The sequence below is a fragment of the Pelagovum pacificum genome (genome assembly GCF_016134045.1).
Lineage (GTDB): Bacteria > Pseudomonadota > Alphaproteobacteria > Rhodobacterales > Rhodobacteraceae > Oceanicola > Oceanicola pacificus_A.
Genome location: NZ_CP065915.1, coordinates 3,021,143 through 3,039,187 on the forward strand (window position 1 = coordinate 3,021,143; position 18,045 = coordinate 3,039,187).

The 18,045-nt window shown below is 66.3% G+C and carries 19 protein-coding genes and 1 tRNA gene; 12 read left to right on the top strand and 8 right to left on the bottom strand.

Going from position 1 to position 18,045, the window contains the following annotated elements; translation table 11 throughout:
- The first annotated feature begins 111 nt into the window (after positions 1-111).
- The 5 genes from I8N54_RS14750 (at position 112) to argE (ending at position 4,651) form a co-directional block, all read left to right on the top strand.
- Positions 112-1,380, top strand: a complete 1,269-nt coding sequence (locus I8N54_RS14750; protein WP_140195845.1) for a flavin-containing monooxygenase — start codon at positions 112-114, stop codon at positions 1,378-1,380.
- 24 nt (positions 1,381-1,404) lie between these two features.
- Positions 1,405-1,821, top strand: coding sequence for a RidA family protein (locus I8N54_RS14755; RefSeq protein ID WP_140195847.1), 417 nt, complete (start codon positions 1,405-1,407; stop codon positions 1,819-1,821).
- Positions 1,822-1,833: 12 nt separating this feature from the next.
- Positions 1,834-2,508: a DUF1028 domain-containing protein gene (locus I8N54_RS14760; RefSeq protein WP_140195849.1), complete on the top strand. Its 675-nt coding sequence runs from the start codon at positions 1,834-1,836 to the stop codon at positions 2,506-2,508.
- A 65-nt stretch (positions 2,509-2,573) separates the two neighbouring features.
- Positions 2,574-3,500 (top strand): LysR family transcriptional regulator, encoded by a 927-nt coding sequence (locus I8N54_RS14765; RefSeq protein WP_140195851.1) that lies wholly within the window; start codon positions 2,574-2,576, stop codon positions 3,498-3,500.
- A gap of 29 nt (positions 3,501-3,529) precedes the next feature.
- On the top strand, positions 3,530-4,651 hold the full coding sequence (argE, locus tag I8N54_RS14770; RefSeq protein WP_140195853.1) for an acetylornithine deacetylase: 1,122 nt from the start codon (positions 3,530-3,532) through the stop codon (positions 4,649-4,651).
- Here the strand turns inward: argE and I8N54_RS14775 are convergent.
- The 3 genes from I8N54_RS14775 to I8N54_RS14785 all read right to left on the bottom strand — a co-directional run bounded on the left by I8N54_RS14775 (position 4,648) and on the right by I8N54_RS14785 (position 6,116).
- Positions 4,648-5,424: an FkbM family methyltransferase gene (locus I8N54_RS14775; RefSeq protein WP_140195855.1), complete on the bottom strand. Its 777-nt coding sequence runs from the start codon at positions 5,422-5,424 to the stop codon at positions 4,648-4,650. The two genes, argE and I8N54_RS14775, sit on opposite strands and share 4 nt — an antisense overlap.
- Before the next feature lie 75 nt (positions 5,425-5,499).
- Positions 5,500-5,586, bottom strand: a tRNA-Leu gene (locus I8N54_RS14780).
- 26 nt (positions 5,587-5,612) lie between these two features.
- On the bottom strand, positions 5,613-6,116 hold the full coding sequence (locus I8N54_RS14785; protein WP_140195857.1) for a DUF2306 domain-containing protein: 504 nt from the start codon (positions 6,114-6,116) through the stop codon (positions 5,613-5,615).
- Positions 6,117-6,215: 99 nt separating this feature from the next.
- On the opposite strand from I8N54_RS14785, the gene I8N54_RS14790 reads away from it, so the two are divergent.
- Both I8N54_RS14790 and lipB read left to right on the top strand, forming a co-directional pair.
- On the top strand, positions 6,216-6,989 hold the full coding sequence (locus I8N54_RS14790; protein WP_197097624.1) for a LytTR family DNA-binding domain-containing protein: 774 nt from the start codon (positions 6,216-6,218) through the stop codon (positions 6,987-6,989).
- A gap of 1 nt (position 6,990) precedes the next feature.
- Positions 6,991-7,638, top strand: a complete 648-nt coding sequence (gene lipB / locus I8N54_RS14795) for a lipoyl(octanoyl) transferase LipB (RefSeq protein ID WP_140195861.1) — start codon at positions 6,991-6,993, stop codon at positions 7,636-7,638.
- Between the two features lie 6 nt (positions 7,639-7,644).
- Here the strand turns inward: lipB and I8N54_RS14800 are convergent, their stop codons facing one another.
- A complete protein-coding gene (locus I8N54_RS14800; RefSeq protein ID WP_140195863.1) occupies positions 7,645-8,433 on the bottom strand; it encodes a DUF4403 family protein in 789 nt (262 codons plus the stop codon).
- Between the two features lie 430 nt (positions 8,434-8,863).
- Here I8N54_RS14800 and ctaD point away from each other — a divergent pair, with 430 nt between their 5' ends.
- A complete protein-coding gene (gene ctaD, locus I8N54_RS14805; RefSeq protein ID WP_140195865.1) occupies positions 8,864-10,537 on the top strand; it encodes a cytochrome c oxidase subunit I in 1,674 nt (557 codons plus the stop codon).
- Positions 10,538-10,598: 61 nt separating this feature from the next.
- Here ctaD and I8N54_RS14810 read toward each other — a convergent pair whose 3' ends face one another.
- Positions 10,599-11,060, bottom strand: a complete 462-nt coding sequence (locus I8N54_RS14810; RefSeq protein ID WP_140195866.1) for an SRPBCC family protein — start codon at positions 11,058-11,060, stop codon at positions 10,599-10,601.
- Positions 11,061-11,217: 157 nt separating this feature from the next.
- On the opposite strand from I8N54_RS14810, the gene I8N54_RS14815 reads away from it, so the two are divergent.
- Positions 11,218-11,718, top strand: a complete 501-nt coding sequence (locus I8N54_RS14815; protein WP_140195868.1) for a DUF2244 domain-containing protein — start codon at positions 11,218-11,220, stop codon at positions 11,716-11,718.
- 56 nt (positions 11,719-11,774) lie between these two features.
- Here I8N54_RS14815 and I8N54_RS14820 read toward each other — a convergent pair whose 3' ends face one another.
- Positions 11,775-12,923, bottom strand: coding sequence for a capsular polysaccharide export protein, LipB/KpsS family (locus I8N54_RS14820; protein ID WP_140195870.1), 1,149 nt, complete (start codon positions 12,921-12,923; stop codon positions 11,775-11,777).
- A 31-nt stretch (positions 12,924-12,954) separates the two neighbouring features.
- Complete coding sequence (locus I8N54_RS14825; protein ID WP_140195872.1) at positions 12,955-13,419, bottom strand: GatB/YqeY domain-containing protein; 465 nt, start codon at positions 13,417-13,419, stop codon at positions 12,955-12,957.
- Between the two features lie 170 nt (positions 13,420-13,589).
- Between I8N54_RS14825 and carA the strand changes: the two genes are divergently transcribed.
- Positions 13,590-14,741 carry a glutamine-hydrolyzing carbamoyl-phosphate synthase small subunit gene (gene carA, locus I8N54_RS14830; RefSeq protein WP_197097625.1) on the top strand — a complete coding sequence of 384 codons (1,152 nt, stop codon included), beginning with the start codon at positions 13,590-13,592 and terminating at the stop codon, positions 14,739-14,741.
- A gap of 54 nt (positions 14,742-14,795) precedes the next feature.
- A complete protein-coding gene (locus tag I8N54_RS14835; RefSeq protein WP_140195876.1) occupies positions 14,796-16,754 on the top strand; it encodes a glycosyltransferase in 1,959 nt (652 codons plus the stop codon).
- Here the strand turns inward: I8N54_RS14835 and I8N54_RS14840 are convergent.
- Positions 16,636-17,289, bottom strand: coding sequence for a GntR family transcriptional regulator (locus tag I8N54_RS14840; RefSeq protein ID WP_140195878.1), 654 nt, complete (start codon positions 17,287-17,289; stop codon positions 16,636-16,638). The two genes, I8N54_RS14835 and I8N54_RS14840, sit on opposite strands and share 119 nt — an antisense overlap.
- Before the next feature lie 93 nt (positions 17,290-17,382).
- Between I8N54_RS14840 and I8N54_RS14845 the strand changes: the two genes are divergently transcribed.
- Positions 17,383-18,027, top strand: a complete 645-nt coding sequence (locus tag I8N54_RS14845; protein ID WP_140195879.1) for a pyrimidine 5'-nucleotidase — start codon at positions 17,383-17,385, stop codon at positions 18,025-18,027.
- Positions 18,028-18,045 lie beyond the last annotated feature (18 nt).

Below are 18,045 nucleotides of genomic sequence, written 5' to 3' on the forward strand. Positions count from 1 at the left end.
GCTCAGCTTAATCTAAAGGCAGCGAGACGCTCCTTTTTCCAAAGTCAGTTTCAGCAGACAGTGCTCGTGAAGATTACACGCGCTACAGCGCGCCAGATTGAGGAGAAGTACATGTCGGTCGAAAGTGTGGACGTGCTCGTCGTCGGCGGCGGTCAGGCCGGGATCGCGATGAGCGAGCATCTGCACCGCCATGGGATCCCGCACCTTGTCCTCGAGCGTGACCGCATCGCGGAAAGCTGGCGGACCCGTCGATGGGACTCGCTCGTCGCGAACGGGCCAGCGTGGCACGACCGTTTTCCGGGGCTCGAATTTCCTGGCACGCCCGGTGCTTTCGTCCCGAAAGAGGACGTCGCCGATTATTTCGTCGCTTATGCCGAGAAGATCGCCGCCCCTGTCCGGACCGGCGTCGAAGTCCGCGAGCTTCGCCGGATCGATGGCCGGCCGGGCTTTCGCGTCACCACGTCGGAGGGCGTGATCGAGGCGAACCACGTCGTCGCCGCGACTGGCCCGTTTCAGGTGCCGGTCATCCCCGACATCGTGCCGGCGGACTCCGGCGTCACGCAGCTCCACTCGGCCGACTACCGCAACCCCGGGGCTCTGCCCGACGGGGGCGTGCTCGTTGTCGGCGCGGGAGCGTCGGGCGTGCAGATCGCGGAGGAACTGGCGCACTCGGGCCGCAGAGTTCACCTGTCGGTCGGGCCGCACGACCGGCCGCCTCGCAGCTATCGCGGGAAGGATTTCGTCTGGTGGCTTGGTGTGCTGAACAAGTGGGACGCCGAAGCGACGCCGGGGGCGGAGCATGTGACGATCGCGGTCAGCGGTGTAGACGGTGGCCACACCGTCGACTTCCGCCGCCTCGCCGCGCAGGGCGTGACGCTGGTCGGGCGGACGGACGGCTGGGCAGACGGCACGCTCACCTTCGCGCCCGACCTGGCCGCAAACATCGCGAAGGGCGACGCCAATTACCTCGCCGTTCTGGACGAGGCCGACGCCTTCGCCGAGCGCAACGGGCTGGACCTTCCCGAGGAGCCGGAAGCGCGGCGCATCGACCCCGACCCACCCTGCGTGACGAACCCGATCCTGTCGCTCGACCTTGCGGCGGAAGGGATCACCTCTATCATCTGGGCGACCGGCTACCGTCTCGACTACAGCTGGCTGAAGGTCGACACGTTCGACGAGGAGGGAAGGCCCCGCCACACGCGCGGCATCTCGGAAGAGCCCGGCATCTACTTCCTTGGCCTCCCTTGGCAGACGCGGCGCGGCTCTGCCTTCATCTGGGGCGTGTGGTACGATGCCGGTTATGTCGCCGACCACATCTCGAAACAGCGTACCTACATGGCCCTCGCCCCGCTGAAGGCGACCACGGCCGAAAACGCCTGACCCACCCTCAAGACGGAGCGCCAGATGGCCCACACCCGCATCCGCAAATTCAACACGCGGGACACCTACCCCGAGCAGAGCCTCGACAATGATCTCTGTCAGGCCGTCGTGACGCGCGGCGGCAGCACGGTCTGGTTGCGCGGCCAGTGCCCGCAAGACCTCGACACCGCGAAATCCATCGACAGCCACGACCCGGTCGAGCAGACGCACAAGGTGATGCAGAACATCCGGCAACTGCTGGAAGAGGCCGGCGGATCGATGGAGCATCTGGTGAAGGTCGTCGTCTACATCACCGACGTCCGCCACCGGGAGGCCGTCTACCGCACCATGGGCGAATATATCAAAGGTGTGCATCCCGTATCGACAGGCCTCGTCGTGCAGGCCCTCGCCCGGCCGGAGTGGCTGGTCGAGATCGACGGCACCGCCGTTATCCCGGACTGAGGAGGCAGGCACATGACATTCTCCCTCGTCGCCCGCTGTTCGGAGTCCGGCATGTTCGGGATGGCAATCTCCTCCTCGTCGCCCGCCGTCGCCGCGCGCTGTTCTTACGCGCGAGCGGGCGTCGGCGCGGTCGCGTCCCAGAACGTGACCGACCCCACTTTGGGACCGAAGATGCTGGACCTCCTGAAGTCGGGGCTGTCCGCACCGGAGGCCCTTGCCCGGATAACCGCGGAGACGGACTTCATGGAATATCGCCAGTTGCTCGCCGTCGACGGGCAGGGCCGGACCGCGATCCATTCGGGACCGCGCGCGCTCGGCACCTGGAGCGAGGCTCAGGCGACCGACGTCGCCGCTGGTGGCAACCTGCTGGCAACAGGCGATGTGCCACAACAGATGGTCGACGCATTTCTCGCCAGTACCGGGCACATCGGCGACCGGCTGGTTGTGGCCCTTCAGGCCGGACAGAAGGCGGGTGGCGAGGCCGGCCCGGTTCATTCCGCCGGCCTGCTCATCGTCGACAGGGTCGCCTGGCCCGTAGCCGAACTGCGCTGCGACTGGACGGAAGAAGATCCGATCGCCTCCGTCACGCGGGCGTGGGACGTCTACAAGCCGCAGCTCGACGCCTATGTGCAGCGCGCGATCGACCCGCGCGACGCCCCGTCCTACGGCGTGCCGGGCGACGAATAGCCCGCCGTCCTGTCCGAAGGCGCCCAACCTGACGACGTCCGACGAACGAGGATCAGAGACTTCGGATGCCCCTACGCTTCACCCTGCGACAGCTCGAATATCTCGTGGCGGTTGGCGAGTCCGGCTCCATCGCGCGGGCGGCCGAAAAGGTGAACGTGTCGTCCCCATCGATCTCTGCTGCGATCGCCCAGCTCGAAGAAGAGTTCGGCCTGCAATTGTTCGCACGGCGCCATGCGCATGGCCTCACCCTCAGTCAGGCCGGGCGGCGGTTCCTAGAACAGGCCAAAACCGTGATCGCAGAGGCCGAAGCCATGAACCGGCTCGCGGGTGAGATCCGAGGGCAGGTCCGGGGGCCGCTCGACGTTGGCTGCCTGCTCACTTTCGCGCAGATCGTGCTGCCGCATTTGCGACGCAGCTTCTGCGCCCGTTATCCGGAGGTGGAGTTTCGCCAGTTCGAACGGGATCAGCAGGCACTGTTCGCCGGCCTTCGCAATGCCGAGCTCGACATCGCGCTGACCTACGACCTCGACATCCCCGACGACCTCGAGTTCGTGCCGCTGTTCCACCTGCCGCCCTACGCGCTGCTGCCGGACAATCACGAGCTCGCCAACCGGCGCAGCGTTGATGCGACCGAACTTGCCCCCTACCCCATGGTGCTGCTCGACCTGCCGCACTCCGCCCCTTACTTCCTGTCCTTCTTCGCCAACGCCGGCGTGACGCCGAACGTGGTTGAGCGCACGCGCGACATGGAAGTGATGAAGTCGATGGTCGCGAACGGGTTCGGCTACTCGATCGCCAACATACGCCACGCGTCAGAACGGGCGGCGGACGGCAAGAAACTGCGCTTCGTCCCGCTCGAAGGCGAAACACGACCGACGCAGATGGGGCTTGTGATGATGCCGAGCACCGGCAACCTTTTGACAGTCCGGGCGCTGATCGACCATTGCCGCGACACCCTGACCCCGTCCCTGACGCCGGGACTCAAGTTCTGACGAGCCCCGGCCGACAAGGAGAGCGCTCCATGACGACGACAGACCTCCTCGCCCGGCTGGTTGGCTTTCCGACGGTCAGCGCTGACAGCAATCTGCCGCTGATCGACTGGGCTGAGGGCTACCTCGCCGACTGCGGTGCGACCACCTGGCGGCTGCCGGACAGCAGCGGGCAAAAGGCCGGTCTCTTCGCGCGGATCGGACCGGGCGACCGACGGGGCGTCATGCTCTCGGCACATAGCGATGTCGTGCCGGTCGACGGCCAGACGTGGCATGGTGATCCCTTCCGGCTGACCGCGCGGGACGGTCGCCTGTACGGGCGCGGCGCGACGGACATGAAGGGCTTCCTGGCCGCCATGCTGCGTGTCGCCGCCAAGGCGGCGGACCGTGACTTGCGCGAGCCGCTGCTCCTGTCGATCTCCTACGACGAAGAAGTCGGCTGCCGCGGCATTGCCGACATGATCGGAACGCTAGAGACGACCGTCGGCCGGCCGCGCCTCTGTATCGTGGGTGAGCCGACGTCGATGCGGATCGCGCTCGGCCACAAGGGCAAGGCCGCCTATCGCGCCTCCTGCCGCGGAACCGCCGGACATTCCGCCCGCGCCCCGGATTTCACCAATGCGCTTCACCTTGGCGCGGACTTTCTCGGCGAACTGCGCGCCCTTCAGGACCACCTCACCACCTCCGGCGCTCGGGACGAGGCCTACGATATCGCCTTCTCCACCGTCCATGCGGGCCGGATGGCAGGCGGCACGGCGTTGAACATCGTGCCCGACCTCTGCACGCTCGACTACGAGATCCGCCACTTGCCCGCCGACGACCTGCTACGGCTCGAAGACCGGCTGGCGCAGGCGGCGCGCCGGATCGGCGGCGATCGGATCAACATCGACAAGGTAAACGCCTATCCCGGCCTCGATGTCGCGCCATCCCACCCCGCGGTCGCGGAGTTGGCGAACCTTATGGACGATCCTGTGACGACCAAAGTCGGTTATGGCACGGAGGCTGGCCATTTCGACGCCATCGGCGTCCCGACCCTGGTCTGTGGACCCGGCGACATGGCGCAAGGGCACATCGCCGATGAGTTCATCGAGGAAAGTCAGCTCGCCGCCTGCGACCGGATGCTCGACCGGCTGCTAGACAGCCTGACCGCTTAAGGCCGCTCCGCAAACAGGAAGCCGGTGTTTGCGTGAACGGGATTCCTGGCGCGGCGCACCACGAACCCCTCTGACCTCAGGCACGCGATCAGCTCATCGCTTGTGTGGTTGGTGAGCGCCTCGTGGTATTCCAGCGCAATACGGTCGACACGGTGGAGCTGATCCGCCCCATTCAGGATCAGGTCGAACTCTCCGCCTTCACAGTCGATCTTCATGAAATCGCAACGCCTGCCCGGTAGCCTGTCGAGGATCCGTGCAAGGCTCGTCGCTTCGATGCCCTCGCCGGGGCCGAAGACCTGCATCCCGGCGCGCGCCCGGCCCGGCAACAAGGCGCGCGTGCCGTCACGGGCGGCAGCGGCTTCGTTATGGATTGTCGCGGTCGTGATGCCGTTGCGGCGCAGATTGCGGCCAAGCAGAGCGAAGGAGTCCGCGAAGGGTTCGTATGCGTGGACCACGCCATCGGGCGCGAGCGATGCGGCAAGGACAGTGAAATCGCCCAGCCCCGCCCCGATATCGAGGATCCTCCAGTCCGGCGCCGGCTCCGCGAAGTCGCGGAAGTAGTCGCGGTCGAGGCAGGTCTCCTTGACCACCCATGCATCCATCGGTTCGCGCACTTCAAAAGAAAGCCCGGTGCGGCGCAGTGTGATCGTGGTCGGCACCACGCGCGACGGGACCAGAAACAGGGCGATGGTGGACAGCGGCGCGCGCAGACCGGTCAGCAGCGTCACTATGGACCTGCTGTAGTAGCCATACTTGCGGAGCGCGCGCTTCATGGGATCACCTCGCCGAACGGCACGCGGCCGCAAGCCCCTGTCGGGCTTGGACTATCCGCTCTCGAAGGAGAAGAATGGTGCGGTCGAGAAGACTCGAACTTCCACGGGAGTTACCCCACAGCGACCTCAACGCTGCGCGTCTACCAATTCCGCCACGACCGCACTGCCTTGGCTTGGTGCGCGGTTCTCTACCGACTCGGTCGGCGGATGTGAAGCCCTATTTTGCCACTGCGCCACCACGTCAGCATGACGAGTGTCAGACCGGTCGCGATCACCACCCAGCCGAGCCACGTCGCCTCGCCGAAAAGGACGCGTGACATGGTGCGGCCGGGCAGCACGGTGAAGAGCCCACCGATGCCGAGCGCCTGGAAATAAAGGGATTTCATCGCACGTCCGTGCTCTCTGCCCCGCCCGGCGATCAGGTGGCGGATCGCGTCGACAAGACCGCCGAGGACCAGGATCGACAGCAGGTGGATCGGGCCGAAGGGACCGATCACGGCAAGCCCGTTGATGAAAAAGCCCGAGATCGCGAGCGTCGCCATCGACGCGACCCATGCCGCGCCCGCCGTCATGTGAAGCCCGTCCCGACTGCGTCGGAATAGCGCCAGCGGCCCGAGGGCGATCGCCAGCAGCGCTGCGGACACATGGATCTGGATCGCGGGCGGAGCAGCGAGGAGAGGTGTCAGGGTCATGTCTTGCCTCCTTGTCGGGCGAGCTTTGGATTGGCACCTTGCTGGCGAATGCCGCTCCGGCCCCGCAACCGCGCTTGCGCGAACGAAAGGCGAGACGTCGTGAATCACCCCGGTCCGTCACTGGCGCTTCGCGAAGTGCGGGAGCATCTGTCGCAGCCGAAGACCCTGATCGGGATGGTCGGGGTCGCCGTGATCCTCGGAATCAGCGGACCGTTCGAAACCGGGCAATACCCGGTTGCCGGGCGTCTGGCCTACTGGGCCGGCGTCGTCGCCGCGACCTACGCGACCGGCGTGTTCTGCGGTACGCTGCTGGCCCCGCGCCTGTCGCGGTTGGCCAGGCCCGCGCGCGTCGCGCTCATCGGCCTCGCGACCGGCCTTGCCGTCACTCTGGTCGTCGCCGCTGTCAACCTTGTGCTCCTTGGAATGGACGTGCCGACCTTCGCGGAGAGCGCCCGCTTCACCCTGTCCGTCGTCGCGATCTCCATCGCGGTCACTGCAGTGTCGGTCTACCTGTCGTCGGACACCGACCACAAAGCTGGCAGCACGCAGGACGGCCCATTGATCCTGTCGCGCCTGCCGCTTGAAAAACGCGGCCAGCTTCTGTCGCTTTCCGCGGAGGACCATTATGTGAGGGTCCGCACGAACCGGGGAGAGGAACTGCTGCTCATGCGACTGGCCGATGCGATCCGTGAGACGGGACAGACCGAGGGGCTTCAGGTCCACCGGTCCCACTGGGTCGCGACCGACGCGGTTCGGGCCGTGCGCCGCTCTGGCGACCGGGCAATCCTGACGCTCACTGACGGTGCGACGGTCCCCGCGAGCCGCACGAACCTGCCGGCCCTCAGGAACGCCGGCCTGCTGGAACGTCGCTGAGATGGTCGAATGGCTCACCTCTCCCGGCCTCGTCCCTTACGAGATCGCCGAGGCCGAGATGGAAGCCCGCGCGAATGCCATCGCCGCCGGCGAGGCGGGCGAGGCGATCTGGCTGCTGGAACACCCTCCGCTCTATACCGCCGGCACATCGGCGCGCGCCGATGATCTGACCGATCCCGACCGGTTCCCGGTCTACCCGACGAAGCGTGGCGGACAATATACCTATCACGGCCCCGGCCAGCGCGTGGCCTACGTCATGCTCGACCTCACGAAACGGGGCCGCGACGTGCGCCAGTTCGTCCGGCAGCTCGAATCGTGGATCATCGCCACGCTGGCAGAGTTCAACGTCACCGGCGAGCGTCGCGAGGGCCGGGTCGGTGTCTGGGTCGTCCGCAAGGACCGGCCCCTGACGGCCACCGGTCAGCCGCCCGAGGACAAGATCGCCGCGCTCGGCATCAGGCTCCGCAAGTGGGTGTCGTTTCACGGCATTTCGATCAATGTCGAACCGGATCTCGACCATTTCAGCGGCATCGTGCCCTGCGGAATCAGCGAACACGGCGTGACCAGTCTCGTCGATCTCGGCCTGCCGGTGACGATGGAAGACGTCGACGTCGCCCTGAAGAAGACATTCGCCGAGGTGATGGGCTGACGCGACCTATTGCGCCGCGAGCAGCTCCAGCCGGTCCGGCATGGGCGGACAGGCCGAGGCCTCCTCCTCAGGCGTCATTTCCAGCTCCGTCGACACGACGACGGTGAACCGGATGCCGCCGGGGCCGAAGGTCGGCTGCGTGGTGGCGATGGCCGTGGGGCGGAAGCGCGCCTGCCCGCCCAGCGACGGCACCTCGCGGCAAGCGTCACGCCAAAGGTTCAGAAGTGCGCCCCTCAGGACGGGCCGGCCAGCGACGGCCTCCGCCCGCTCCTCGAGTCCTCGGGCGAAAGCGCGGTCGAGGTCGGGTTGCAGCGTTTCGCCGATGTCGATGCCGAGCCCGAGGAAGCCGATCTCAGCTTCTCGGATGCGGGCCCGCCCCGTCGCGTCGAGCGCGATCGTCCAGTCGGGACGAAAGACCGGACGGCTGCGAACCTCCGCCCGCACTTCGAGGTCGATCGTCTCGCTCATCATGATTCCCGCCAGACGGCCACGCATCTCGGCTTCGCCCTGGATCACGGCGGATACGTAGAAGCCCTTGTCCTGCGTCGGCCCGACCGAGAGATCCGTCACCTCCGCCGACCAATCGATGCGGTCGTCACGCAGGCTGTTGGACGGGTTCTGCTCCCGGCCTTCGTAAACGGGGCGGATGTCCTGTTCGATCAGCAGTCGAAGCGCCTCAAACGGCACTTCGAGCGAAGCGGAGACGTGCGTTCCGGGCGAGTCCATCCGCTCCGCAACGGTGTCCGGCGCCGCCGGCGACGCAAGGAGGCAAAGCCCGAGAGCGATCCGTTTCATCAAAAATACCTTTTGCTTCAATGAGACAGGTGTCGCCCGAACTGGCAAGTGACACCGTGACCCCTAAAAAATTCCAACTCTCAGCATTTTTTTCGCGAAATTTGATCTGGATCAAGTTTTGGCCAGATTTGTCGCATTAGGTTCGCCCCGGCGATCAGGTGCAGCCTGCGACCGGAAACGGACCTGCGGCCGCCAGATCGCTGAGGGGACGGCTTAGCCGGATGCTTGGGATTGAGGGGTCTCGAGCGTCCGGCGGCCTATTTCATACCCCTTCTTTTTCACCTGTTCCGTATGCCTGCGCCAAAATGACCGTCGATGGACGCGTTCCCGCAGTTGCCCAAGCACGTCCGAGGCCTTAGAAAGCGGGTCCAAAGACAGGGACGACTCTGCTCCGTCGCTCCCCGGTAACGAGACCATCGGAGACAGCCTAATGGCAGACGCTACGCTTCACGGACACGGGCACGAGGACAACAGGAGTTTCTTCACGCGCTGGTTCATGTCCACGAACCACAAGGACATCGGCATCCTCTACCTGTTCGTGTCGGGCTTGGTCGGTCTTATCGCCGTGCTCTTCACGGTCTACATGCGCATGGAGCTGATGCATCCCGGCGTGCAGTACATGTGCCTCGAAGGCGCGCGGTTCTGGCCCGCCGATCCGGGTGACTGTACCCCGAACGGCCACCTCTGGAACGTGATGATCACGTACCACGGCGTGCTGATGATGTTCTTCGTCGTCATTCCGGCGCTGTTCGGCGGCTTCGGCAACTACCTGATGCCGCTGCAGATCGGCGCGCCGGACATGTCGTTCCCGCGGCTTAACAACCTGTCCTTCTGGCTTTATGTCACCGGTGTCTGCCTCGGCCTCGTCTCGCTGCTGACGCCCGGTGGCGACGGTCAGCTCGGCTCTGGCGTGGGCTGGGTCCTGTATCCGCCGCTCTCGACGTCGGAAACCGGCATGTCCATGGACTTCGCGATCTTCGCGGTCCACGTCTCCGGCGCTTCGTCGATCCTCGGTGCGGTCAACATGATCACCACCTTCCTGAACATGCGCGCGCCCGGCATGACGCTGCACAAGGTGCCGCTGTTCGCCTGGTCGATCTTCGTCACCGCCTGGCTCATCCTGCTGGCGCTGCCCGTGCTCGCCGGCGCGATCACCATGCTGCTGACCGACCGCAACTTCGGAACGAGCTTCTTCCAGCCGGCCGGTGGCGGTGACCCGATCCTCTACCAGCACATCCTGTGGTTCTTCGGTCACCCCGAGGTCTACATCATCATCGTGCCGGCGTTCGGCATCATCTCCCATGTCGTGGCGACCTTCTCCAAGAAGCCGATCTTCGGCTACCTGCCGATGGTCTACGCGATGGTCGCGATCGGCGCGCTCGGCTTCGTCGTGTGGGCGCACCACATGTACACCGTGGGCATGTCGCTGACCCAGCAGAGCTACTTCATGATGGCCACTATGGTCATCGCCGTCCCGACGGGCGTGAAGGTCTTCTCCTGGATCGCGACGATGTGGGGCGGCTCGGTGGAATTCCGGACGCCAATGCTCTGGGCCTTCGGCTTCCTGTTCCTGTTCACCGTGGGCGGCGTCACCGGCGTGGTGCTGTCGCAGGCCGGTGTCGACCGTGCCTACCATGACACCTACTACGTGGTCGCACACTTCCACTACGTGATGTCGCTGGGCGCCGTGTTCGGCATCTTCGCCGGGATCTACTTCTACCTGCCGAAGATGGCGGGCCGGATGATCCCCGAGACGCTTGGCAAGATCCACTTCTGGGCGATGTTCCTCGGCGCCAACCTGACGTTCTTCCCGCAGCACTTCCTCGGCCGTCAGGGCATGCCCCGCCGCTACATCGACTACCCGGAAGCTTTCGCGACCTGGAACCTTGTGTCCTCGATCGGTGCCTTCATCGCCTTCGCGTCCTTCGTGTTCTTCATCGTCGTGCTGTTCAAGACGCTGCTGGCACCGAAGAACTCGACCGCGAACAACCCGTGGAACGAGTGGGCCGACACGCTGGAGTGGACGCTGACGTCGCCGCCGCCGGAGCACACGTTCGAAACGCTCCCCAAGCAGAGCGACTGGGACAAGGGCCACGCGCACTAAGCGCGATCCTTAACCAGGAATGACAAAGGCCCCGGAGGCGATCCGGGGCCTTTTTTTCTTGTCAGGCGGCGCAGCCCGAGGCGGTTGGCACTGATTCCGAGGCGAGGTTCTGGCACCAGCCTTCCACCATGCGGGACAGCTCGCGATGGACCGCCGTGCGCCAAATCCGGGGCCACAGCCCCCCGACCGATGCCTCGACCTGCACACGCGTGCCGCCAGCCACGTCGGAGAGCGACCACAGCACGCGTTCCTGCCGGGTCACGCCGTTGCCGCGCCAGCCGAGCGACGACTCCGGCTCAACCGTGGCGAGGCGCGCACGGATCTGCTGCCCGCCGATCATCAGGTCGAACTGGGTCCCCTGCGCGACCTCGGATTCGATCCAGACGCCCTCCACCCCCGGGCACCACAGGGGCCAGGCCGGGATATCGGACAGGACGGACCAGACTGCCGCACGGGGCGCGGCGACCACGACCTCTGCCCCGGCCCGGACAGGCGCGCGACGGTCGATTTCGAAGATGGACATTCAAGTGACCTCACCGCGTCCCGACGCAGGCCGGACCACCCGGCGCAAGGGGACGCGCGGCAAGCATCTGGGTGCGCCAGGGGTGCGGCGCAAGGCCCCCGGTCTTGACTTCGACGGCGAGAGACCGAGTCTTGGCTGGATTGGCACAGATCGGCTCATGCCCTACGAATGGACCTCTCCTCCCGGTGCCACGGACGCACCCCGGGCCGAGCTTCAGCTCTGGCCGTACCGGTCCCTGCCGCGCCGGGGGATGGTGATTTTCATCGGCATCACGGTCGCGCTCGTCTCGCTGCCGCTTCTGGCCGTCGTCGGCTCGCCCGTACTCTGGGGGCTACTGCCGTTCATCGTCGCGGCGATCGCCGGGCTTTGGTGGGCGATCGAGCGGAGCTACAGCGACGGCAGCGTGCTGGAGACGCTGCTCGTCTGGCCCGACCGCGTCACCCTGACCCGGCGCAATCCGCGCGGCCCCCGGCAGGACTGGGAAGCGAACCCGTACTGGGTTGAGGTCTGCCTGCACGAAGACGGCGGACCGGTGGAAACCTACATCACCCTTCGCGGCGCGGGCCGGGAAGTGGAGATCGGGGCGTTCCTCACGCCGGAAGAACGGAAGGCCCTCTACCCCGAGTTGCGGCGCGCGATGACACGGAACCCGGTCTGATCCAACGGGGCGTGCTGCGTCCCGACCCGTGCGGGCCGGACCAGTCGCGCCGTCTTTCAGGCTGACCGGGCGAGGACCTCGCGCAGAACCTCTTCGGCATCGCGTCCGTCGGGTACGCCGTCGTCGCGCAGCAGGAAATGATAGTAGAGATAGTGCAGGAACCGCTGCCGGAGGTCGACGTCAGGATCGGGCGGCGGCTTTCCCAGCGCCGCGGCAGTGGCGTCCGAACTGCCAGCCCGCTGCACCAGACCTTCGATCCCGTAACAGGCCTCCCCGAGGACCAGCACCGGCTTGCCAACGGCGAGCGCCTCGATCCCGACGGTCGAGTTGATCGTCATCACCCTAGACGCGCCCGCGATGAGCGCCGCCGTGTCGGCCCCGTTGCGGAACAGGACGCGCGGATGCGGCGTGACCCGCGGCTTCACCAGACGCCGCGTGTTGGGATGTTCCTTCACCACGAAAGTTAGAGCGGGCAGGCGATCGGCCAGACGGGCAAGCTCCGCATGAAACGCCATCATGTCCGCAATCCACGGCGATTGCCGGGTGATCTGACTGTCGCTTTCGACCTGGAACGGCACGAAGACGTATGTGCCGGGCAGCGCGTCGACCTCATCCTTCCCGTGCTTGCTCACCCGCACCGAGGGGACGAGGTCCAGAGGTCGCTCGTCCGGCTGGTAGGCGCGGTAGAAATCCGGATCGCGCGGCAGCGTATTGTCGGCGTTGATGCCCTGCGGGTCGGCCTGGACCGTTCCCCGGAAGTAGCCGTTCTCGAGGAAAATGCGGCGGCCCGGCCCCGCGACATCGGCCAGCGCACTGTCGGGCAAGTTGAAGCCGTTATGGACCAGCGCAATCGCGTCCGGCCACGTCTTCCAGATCTCGCGCAGGCGCGCTTCGGCGAGTTGCGCGTGCCGTGCCTTGCTGGCGTGGTAGGCTTGGCGCAGCCAGTCGAGCCGGCCGAGCATCGGGTACTGCGCGACCTTGCGCAGCACGTTACCCTCGGCCTCCGCGAAGTGGTGCGGCTCGGGCGGACCGGGCACCAGCCCCTTGCGCGCCCGATCGGCTGCAACCCAGCGTTTGAGGTCGGAGTGACGGGCGGGCACGACCAGGAGGCGATCGCCAAGCGCCTCGCGAAGCCTGGTGAACTTCATGCGCCCCGTGTCGGCGACGGAGCGGACCATCACGAACTTCGGTCCCTGCGCCGTCATCGTTGACCCGTCATCGGCGGCGCGCCCGGCCCTAGCCGAGCCGCTCTTTCACGCGGGGACCGACTTTGCCGAAATCCATCTGGCCGGTATAGCGCGATTTCAGCGCGCCCATGACCTTGCCCATGTCGCGGATGCTCTCGGCGCCCGTTTCGTCGATCGCGGAGGTGATGGCGGCGTCCGCCTCCTCCTCGCTCAACTGGCGGGGGAGGAATTCCTCGATCACGCGGGCTTCCTGTTGTTCGCGCTCGGCGAGGTCGAGACGACCCCCTTCCTCGTAAGCGCGGGCACTTTCGTTGCGCTGCTTGACCATCTTGCCGAGGATGCCGAGCACTTCCTCGTTGCCAACCACGGCGGGGGCGTTTTCCTCCCCCGTGCGCAGGGCGATCTCGCGATCCTTTATGGCGGCGGTGATCAGCCGGAGAGTGGAAAGCCGCTCGGCCTCTTTCGAACGCATTGCGTCCTTCAGAGCCGCGCTGATCCGGCTACGCATATCCATATGTTCCTAATCCTTCGTGAAGCGCGTGAGTGCGCGCGTCTCAAGCCCCGCACTTTACTCTTCACCGTCGCGGGAGACAACCGCGGCGCGGCCTTGACGGCACGTTCCGACAGTCCTACGAGACCAACGATTTGCCGGCAGCATGGAAGGTTGGAACGATGAGCGAAACGATGACACGTCCCACCGCCTGCCTCGCCCTCGCCGACGGCACGCTGTTCTTCGGCAAAGGCTTCGGGGCGATTGGCCTGACGACCGCCGAACTCTGCTTCAACACCGCGATGACGGGCTACCAGGAGATCATGACCGATCCCTCCTACGCCGGGCAGGTCGTGACCTTCACCTTCCCCCACATCGGCAACGTCGGCGTGAACCCGGAAGATGACGAAACCGCGGACCCGGTGGCCGAGGGCATGGTGGTCAAGTGGGACCCGACGGAGCCCTCGAACTGGCGCGCGGCCGAGTCGCTGACACCGTGGCTCGAACGGCGCGGCCGGATCGGGATCGGCGGCGTCGACACCCGCCGGCTGACTCGGGCGATCCGCCAGCAGGGCGCGCCACATGTCGCGCTCGCGCATGACCCGGATGGCAACTTCGACATCGATGCGCTGGTGAAGGCCGCGCGGTCGTTCAACGGTCTGACCGGACTCGACCTCGCCAAGGACGTGACCTGTGCGCAATCCTACCGCTGGGACCAGACGAAGTGGGCGTGGCCGAACGGCTTCGGCACGCTGACCAACCCACGGCACAAGGTCGTCGCGATCGACTACGGCGCCAAGCGCAACATCCTGCGCAACCTCGCCTCCACCGGCTGTGACGTGACCGTTCTTCCGGCGTCCGCCACGGCGGACGACGTGCTGGCGCTCGCCCCCGACGGGCTGTTCCTGTCCAACGGCCCGGGCGACCCGGCCGCCACGGGTGCCTACGCCGTCCCGATGATCAAGGAAGTGCTCGACCGCTCCGAGATGCCGGTCTTTGGCATCTGCCTCGGCCACCAGATGCTGGCGCTCGCGCTTGGCGCGCGGACCATCAAGATGAACCACGGGCACCACGGCGCCAACCACCCGGTGAAGGATCTCGAGACCGGCAAGGTCGAGATCACCTCGATGAACCATGGCTTTACGGTGGACAGCCAGACCCTGCCGCTTGGCGTGAAGGAGACGCACGTCTCCCTCTTCGACGGGTCGAACTGCGGGATCCGCATGGACGGCCGCCCGGTCTTCTCCGTGCAGTATCACCCGGAGGCGAGCCCCGGCCCGCAGGACAGCGCCTACCTGTTCGAGCGGTTCACCGACGCGATGGTGAAGCGGGCCGAGACCGCTTAAGCTGATCGAAAGACTTCTGGTGCAGGACATCCGGGCTGACCGGAGTGTCCTGCCATGTACCGTGCCCAAAAGTTCGTCGAGACCGAGCTGCCTCCGCTGGAGTGGGGGCAGGATATCGGCTGGCTTCTGGTCGCGGAAGGCTGGCTGAGCGCTGACACGCTCGCAACCCTTCAGGCTGAACGCCTGCGGCGGGATGTCCGACTCGCCGATATGCTGCACATTCGCGCCGGCGTGCCCCGATCCGCCATCGCGGAGGCGGAGGCGCGGCTTGCTAGAACCACGCTGGTGGATCCGGTCGACCTTCCCGCCGATCCCCGACTTCTCCTCGCCGTCGGTCCGGCCTGGTGCGTGCAGAACGGCATCCTGCCATGGCGGCGTTCGGGCGGCGTCACTCTCGTGCTTTCGGCGCGGCCGGACCTGTTTCCGGCGTGCGAGGGGCGGCTTCAGACGGCCCTCGGCCCGGTCCGGATGCTGGTCGCAGACGAAGACCTCCTTCAGCAGGCCATCCGGCAACTGGCAGACCCCGCGCTCGCCTTCCGGGCGGAAACGCTGGTCCCTGACGAGGAAAGTTGCCGCAATTGGCGCGCTGGCGGGGGCGCGGCATGGTTCGGTCTGATCGTTTTGTCGCTGATCATCGCGACCATGCTCTCGCCGGGGCCGGGGCTTGGCCTGTGGATCGGGGCGGCGGCGCTCCTCATGGCGCTGCATACCGCCCTGAAGTTCGCTGCGACCCTTGCGGCGCTGCGCCGTCCGCGCCCGTCGTCCGGCGTCGTGCCGGCCCGATTGCCGACCGTGTCCATCATGGTCCCACTGTTCCGCGAAAAGGAAGTCGCGCGCCAGCTCGTCACCCGGCTCGGCCAACTCGACTACCCGGAGGAGCTGCTGGACATCCTGCTGATCCTGGAAGCCGACGACGACGCAACGCGGCAGATGCTGTCGCACGCCGACCTCCCCGCGAACATGCGGATCATCGAAGTGCCCGACGGCTCGGTTCGGACGAAGCCACGCGCAATGAACTACGCCCTGCCCCATGCGCGTGGCAGCATCATCGGTATCTACGATGCCGAGGATGCGCCGGCACCTGACCAGATACGGACAGTTGTCCGAACTTTCGCGGAACGCGGCCGGCAGGTCGCCTGCCTGCAGGGCGGCCTCGATTTCTACAACAGCGATGCGAACTGGATCGCGCGGTGTTTCGCCATCGAATACGCGACGTGGTTCCGCCTGATCCTACCCGGCCTCGCGCGCCTTGGGCTGGTGGTGCCGCTGGGGGGCACGACCCTGTTCCTGCGGCGCGACGCGCTGGAGGCTCTCGGCGCATGGGACGCGCATAACGTCACCGAAGATGCCGACCTCGGTCTGCGACTGGCCCGCCACGGCTACCGGACAGAGCTCATCGACACCGTGACCCGGGAAGAAGCGAACTGCCACGCCCGGCCCTGGGTCAGGCAGCGGTCGCGCTGGCTCAAGGGCTACGCGATCACCTACCTCGCCCACATGCGTCAGCCGCGGCAGCTTTTCCGCGACCTCGGTCTGCGCGGCGGCCTGTCCGTCCAGCTGATCTTCCTCGGCACTGTGGCGCAGTTCGCGCTCGCGCCCGCGCTGTGGTCGCTCTGGCTGCTGGCGCTTGGTTTCGGTCACCCGGTGGTCGGCGTCATCGGTCCCGGCGCCATGACCTGCCTGATCGCGCTCTGTGTCGTCGCGGAAGCAGTGAACATCGCTCTTGCGCTCGTCGCGACGCGCCGGGCGGGAAAGCCGTCGCTTGGCCTGTGGGCCCCGACGATGATGCTCTATTTTCCGCTGGCGACGCTCGCCGTCTACCGTGCGCTGTTCGAATTGCTGACCCGGCCGTTCTACTGGCACAAGACAGTGCACGGCCTTTCGGACGCGGCGCTCAGCCCTGTGCCTCCGCCGCCCGCGCATCGAGCTTCAGACGTGTTACATAGGCGTTCGAGATATGATCCCGCAGCGCGAGATAGGCCGCGTCTCCGTCACCGGCCGCAATCGCCGTGACGATCGCAGCATGTTCGCGAAGCGTATCCTGCGACCGCCCTTCGGCCGAGATCGAGGTCGTCGCCAAGAGCGCCATGGACCGATGCACGAGGTCGAGCTGCTGGATCAGGAAGCGATTGTGACTTGCGAGGTGGATTTGCCGGTGAAACCGCCGGTTCGCGCGGCTCATCGCGTCCGGATTGCCGATCAGCCCATGATCGGCCTCCAGCATGTCGCGCAACACGCGGACCTCCTCCGGCGTCGCGTGTCGCGCCGCAAGCCGGGCGGCGAGGCCTTCAAGCTCCCCCCGCACGACATAGAGCTCGGACAATTGCGAATGATCGAGGGAGGACACGATCAGCGACCGTCCGTCCCGACGCAGCAACGACTGGGTCTCGAGCCGCTGCAATGCTTCGCGGATCGGGGTGCGGGAGACGCCGAACCGCTCGGCCAGCTCGCTCTCGACCAGCCGGTCGCCGGGTCGATAGACCCCGGTGTCGATCGCTTCGAGGATCAGCTCGTAAGCGTCGCGCTGCTGTATCCGGCTGTCGGCCATCGGCCCTCCCTTCAAGCCCGTGGACCTTACGCCCCCGCAAACATCGACGGCAAGCACGTTGCCCACCCCCGCGAGAGCAGGCATGAGGAGGCCATGACACAAGGTGATTTCGACCACGTCCGTGTGTGGGTCTTCGACCTCGACAACACGCTCTACCCGCCGGCGATCCGGCTCTTCGACCAGATCGAGGTGCTGATGCGCAACTACGTGATGCGCGAGATCGGTCTTGATGAGGCCGCCGCCGATCAGTTGCGCCGGGACTACTGGAAGGACCACGGCACCACGCTCGCCGGGCTGATCGCGGAACATGGCGTCGACCCGGATCCGTACCTCGCCGAGGTTCATGCGATCGACTTCTCCGTCCTGCCCGCCGATCCGGAACTCGCCGCGCGCATCGATCGGCTGCCGGGCCGCAAGATCGTCTACACCAACGGCTCACGCCCCTACGCGCTCGACGTCCTCGCCGCGCGGGGGCTCGGCGACACGTTCGACGCCATCTACGGGATCGAGCACGCGGGCTACCTGCCGAAACCCCAGCAGGCCGCGTTCGAGGCAATCTTCGCGCTCGACGGGCTGTCTGCGACCGAGGGCGCGATGTTCGAGGACGACCCGCGAAACCTGCGGGTGCCGCACATGATGGGAATGCGCACCGTCCATGTTGCGCCGGAGCCGGCGCCGGCCGATCACATCCACCACCACACCGACGATCTGTCGGCCTTCTTGTCGCGGCTGGTCTGACGGGCCTTTCCCGCACCA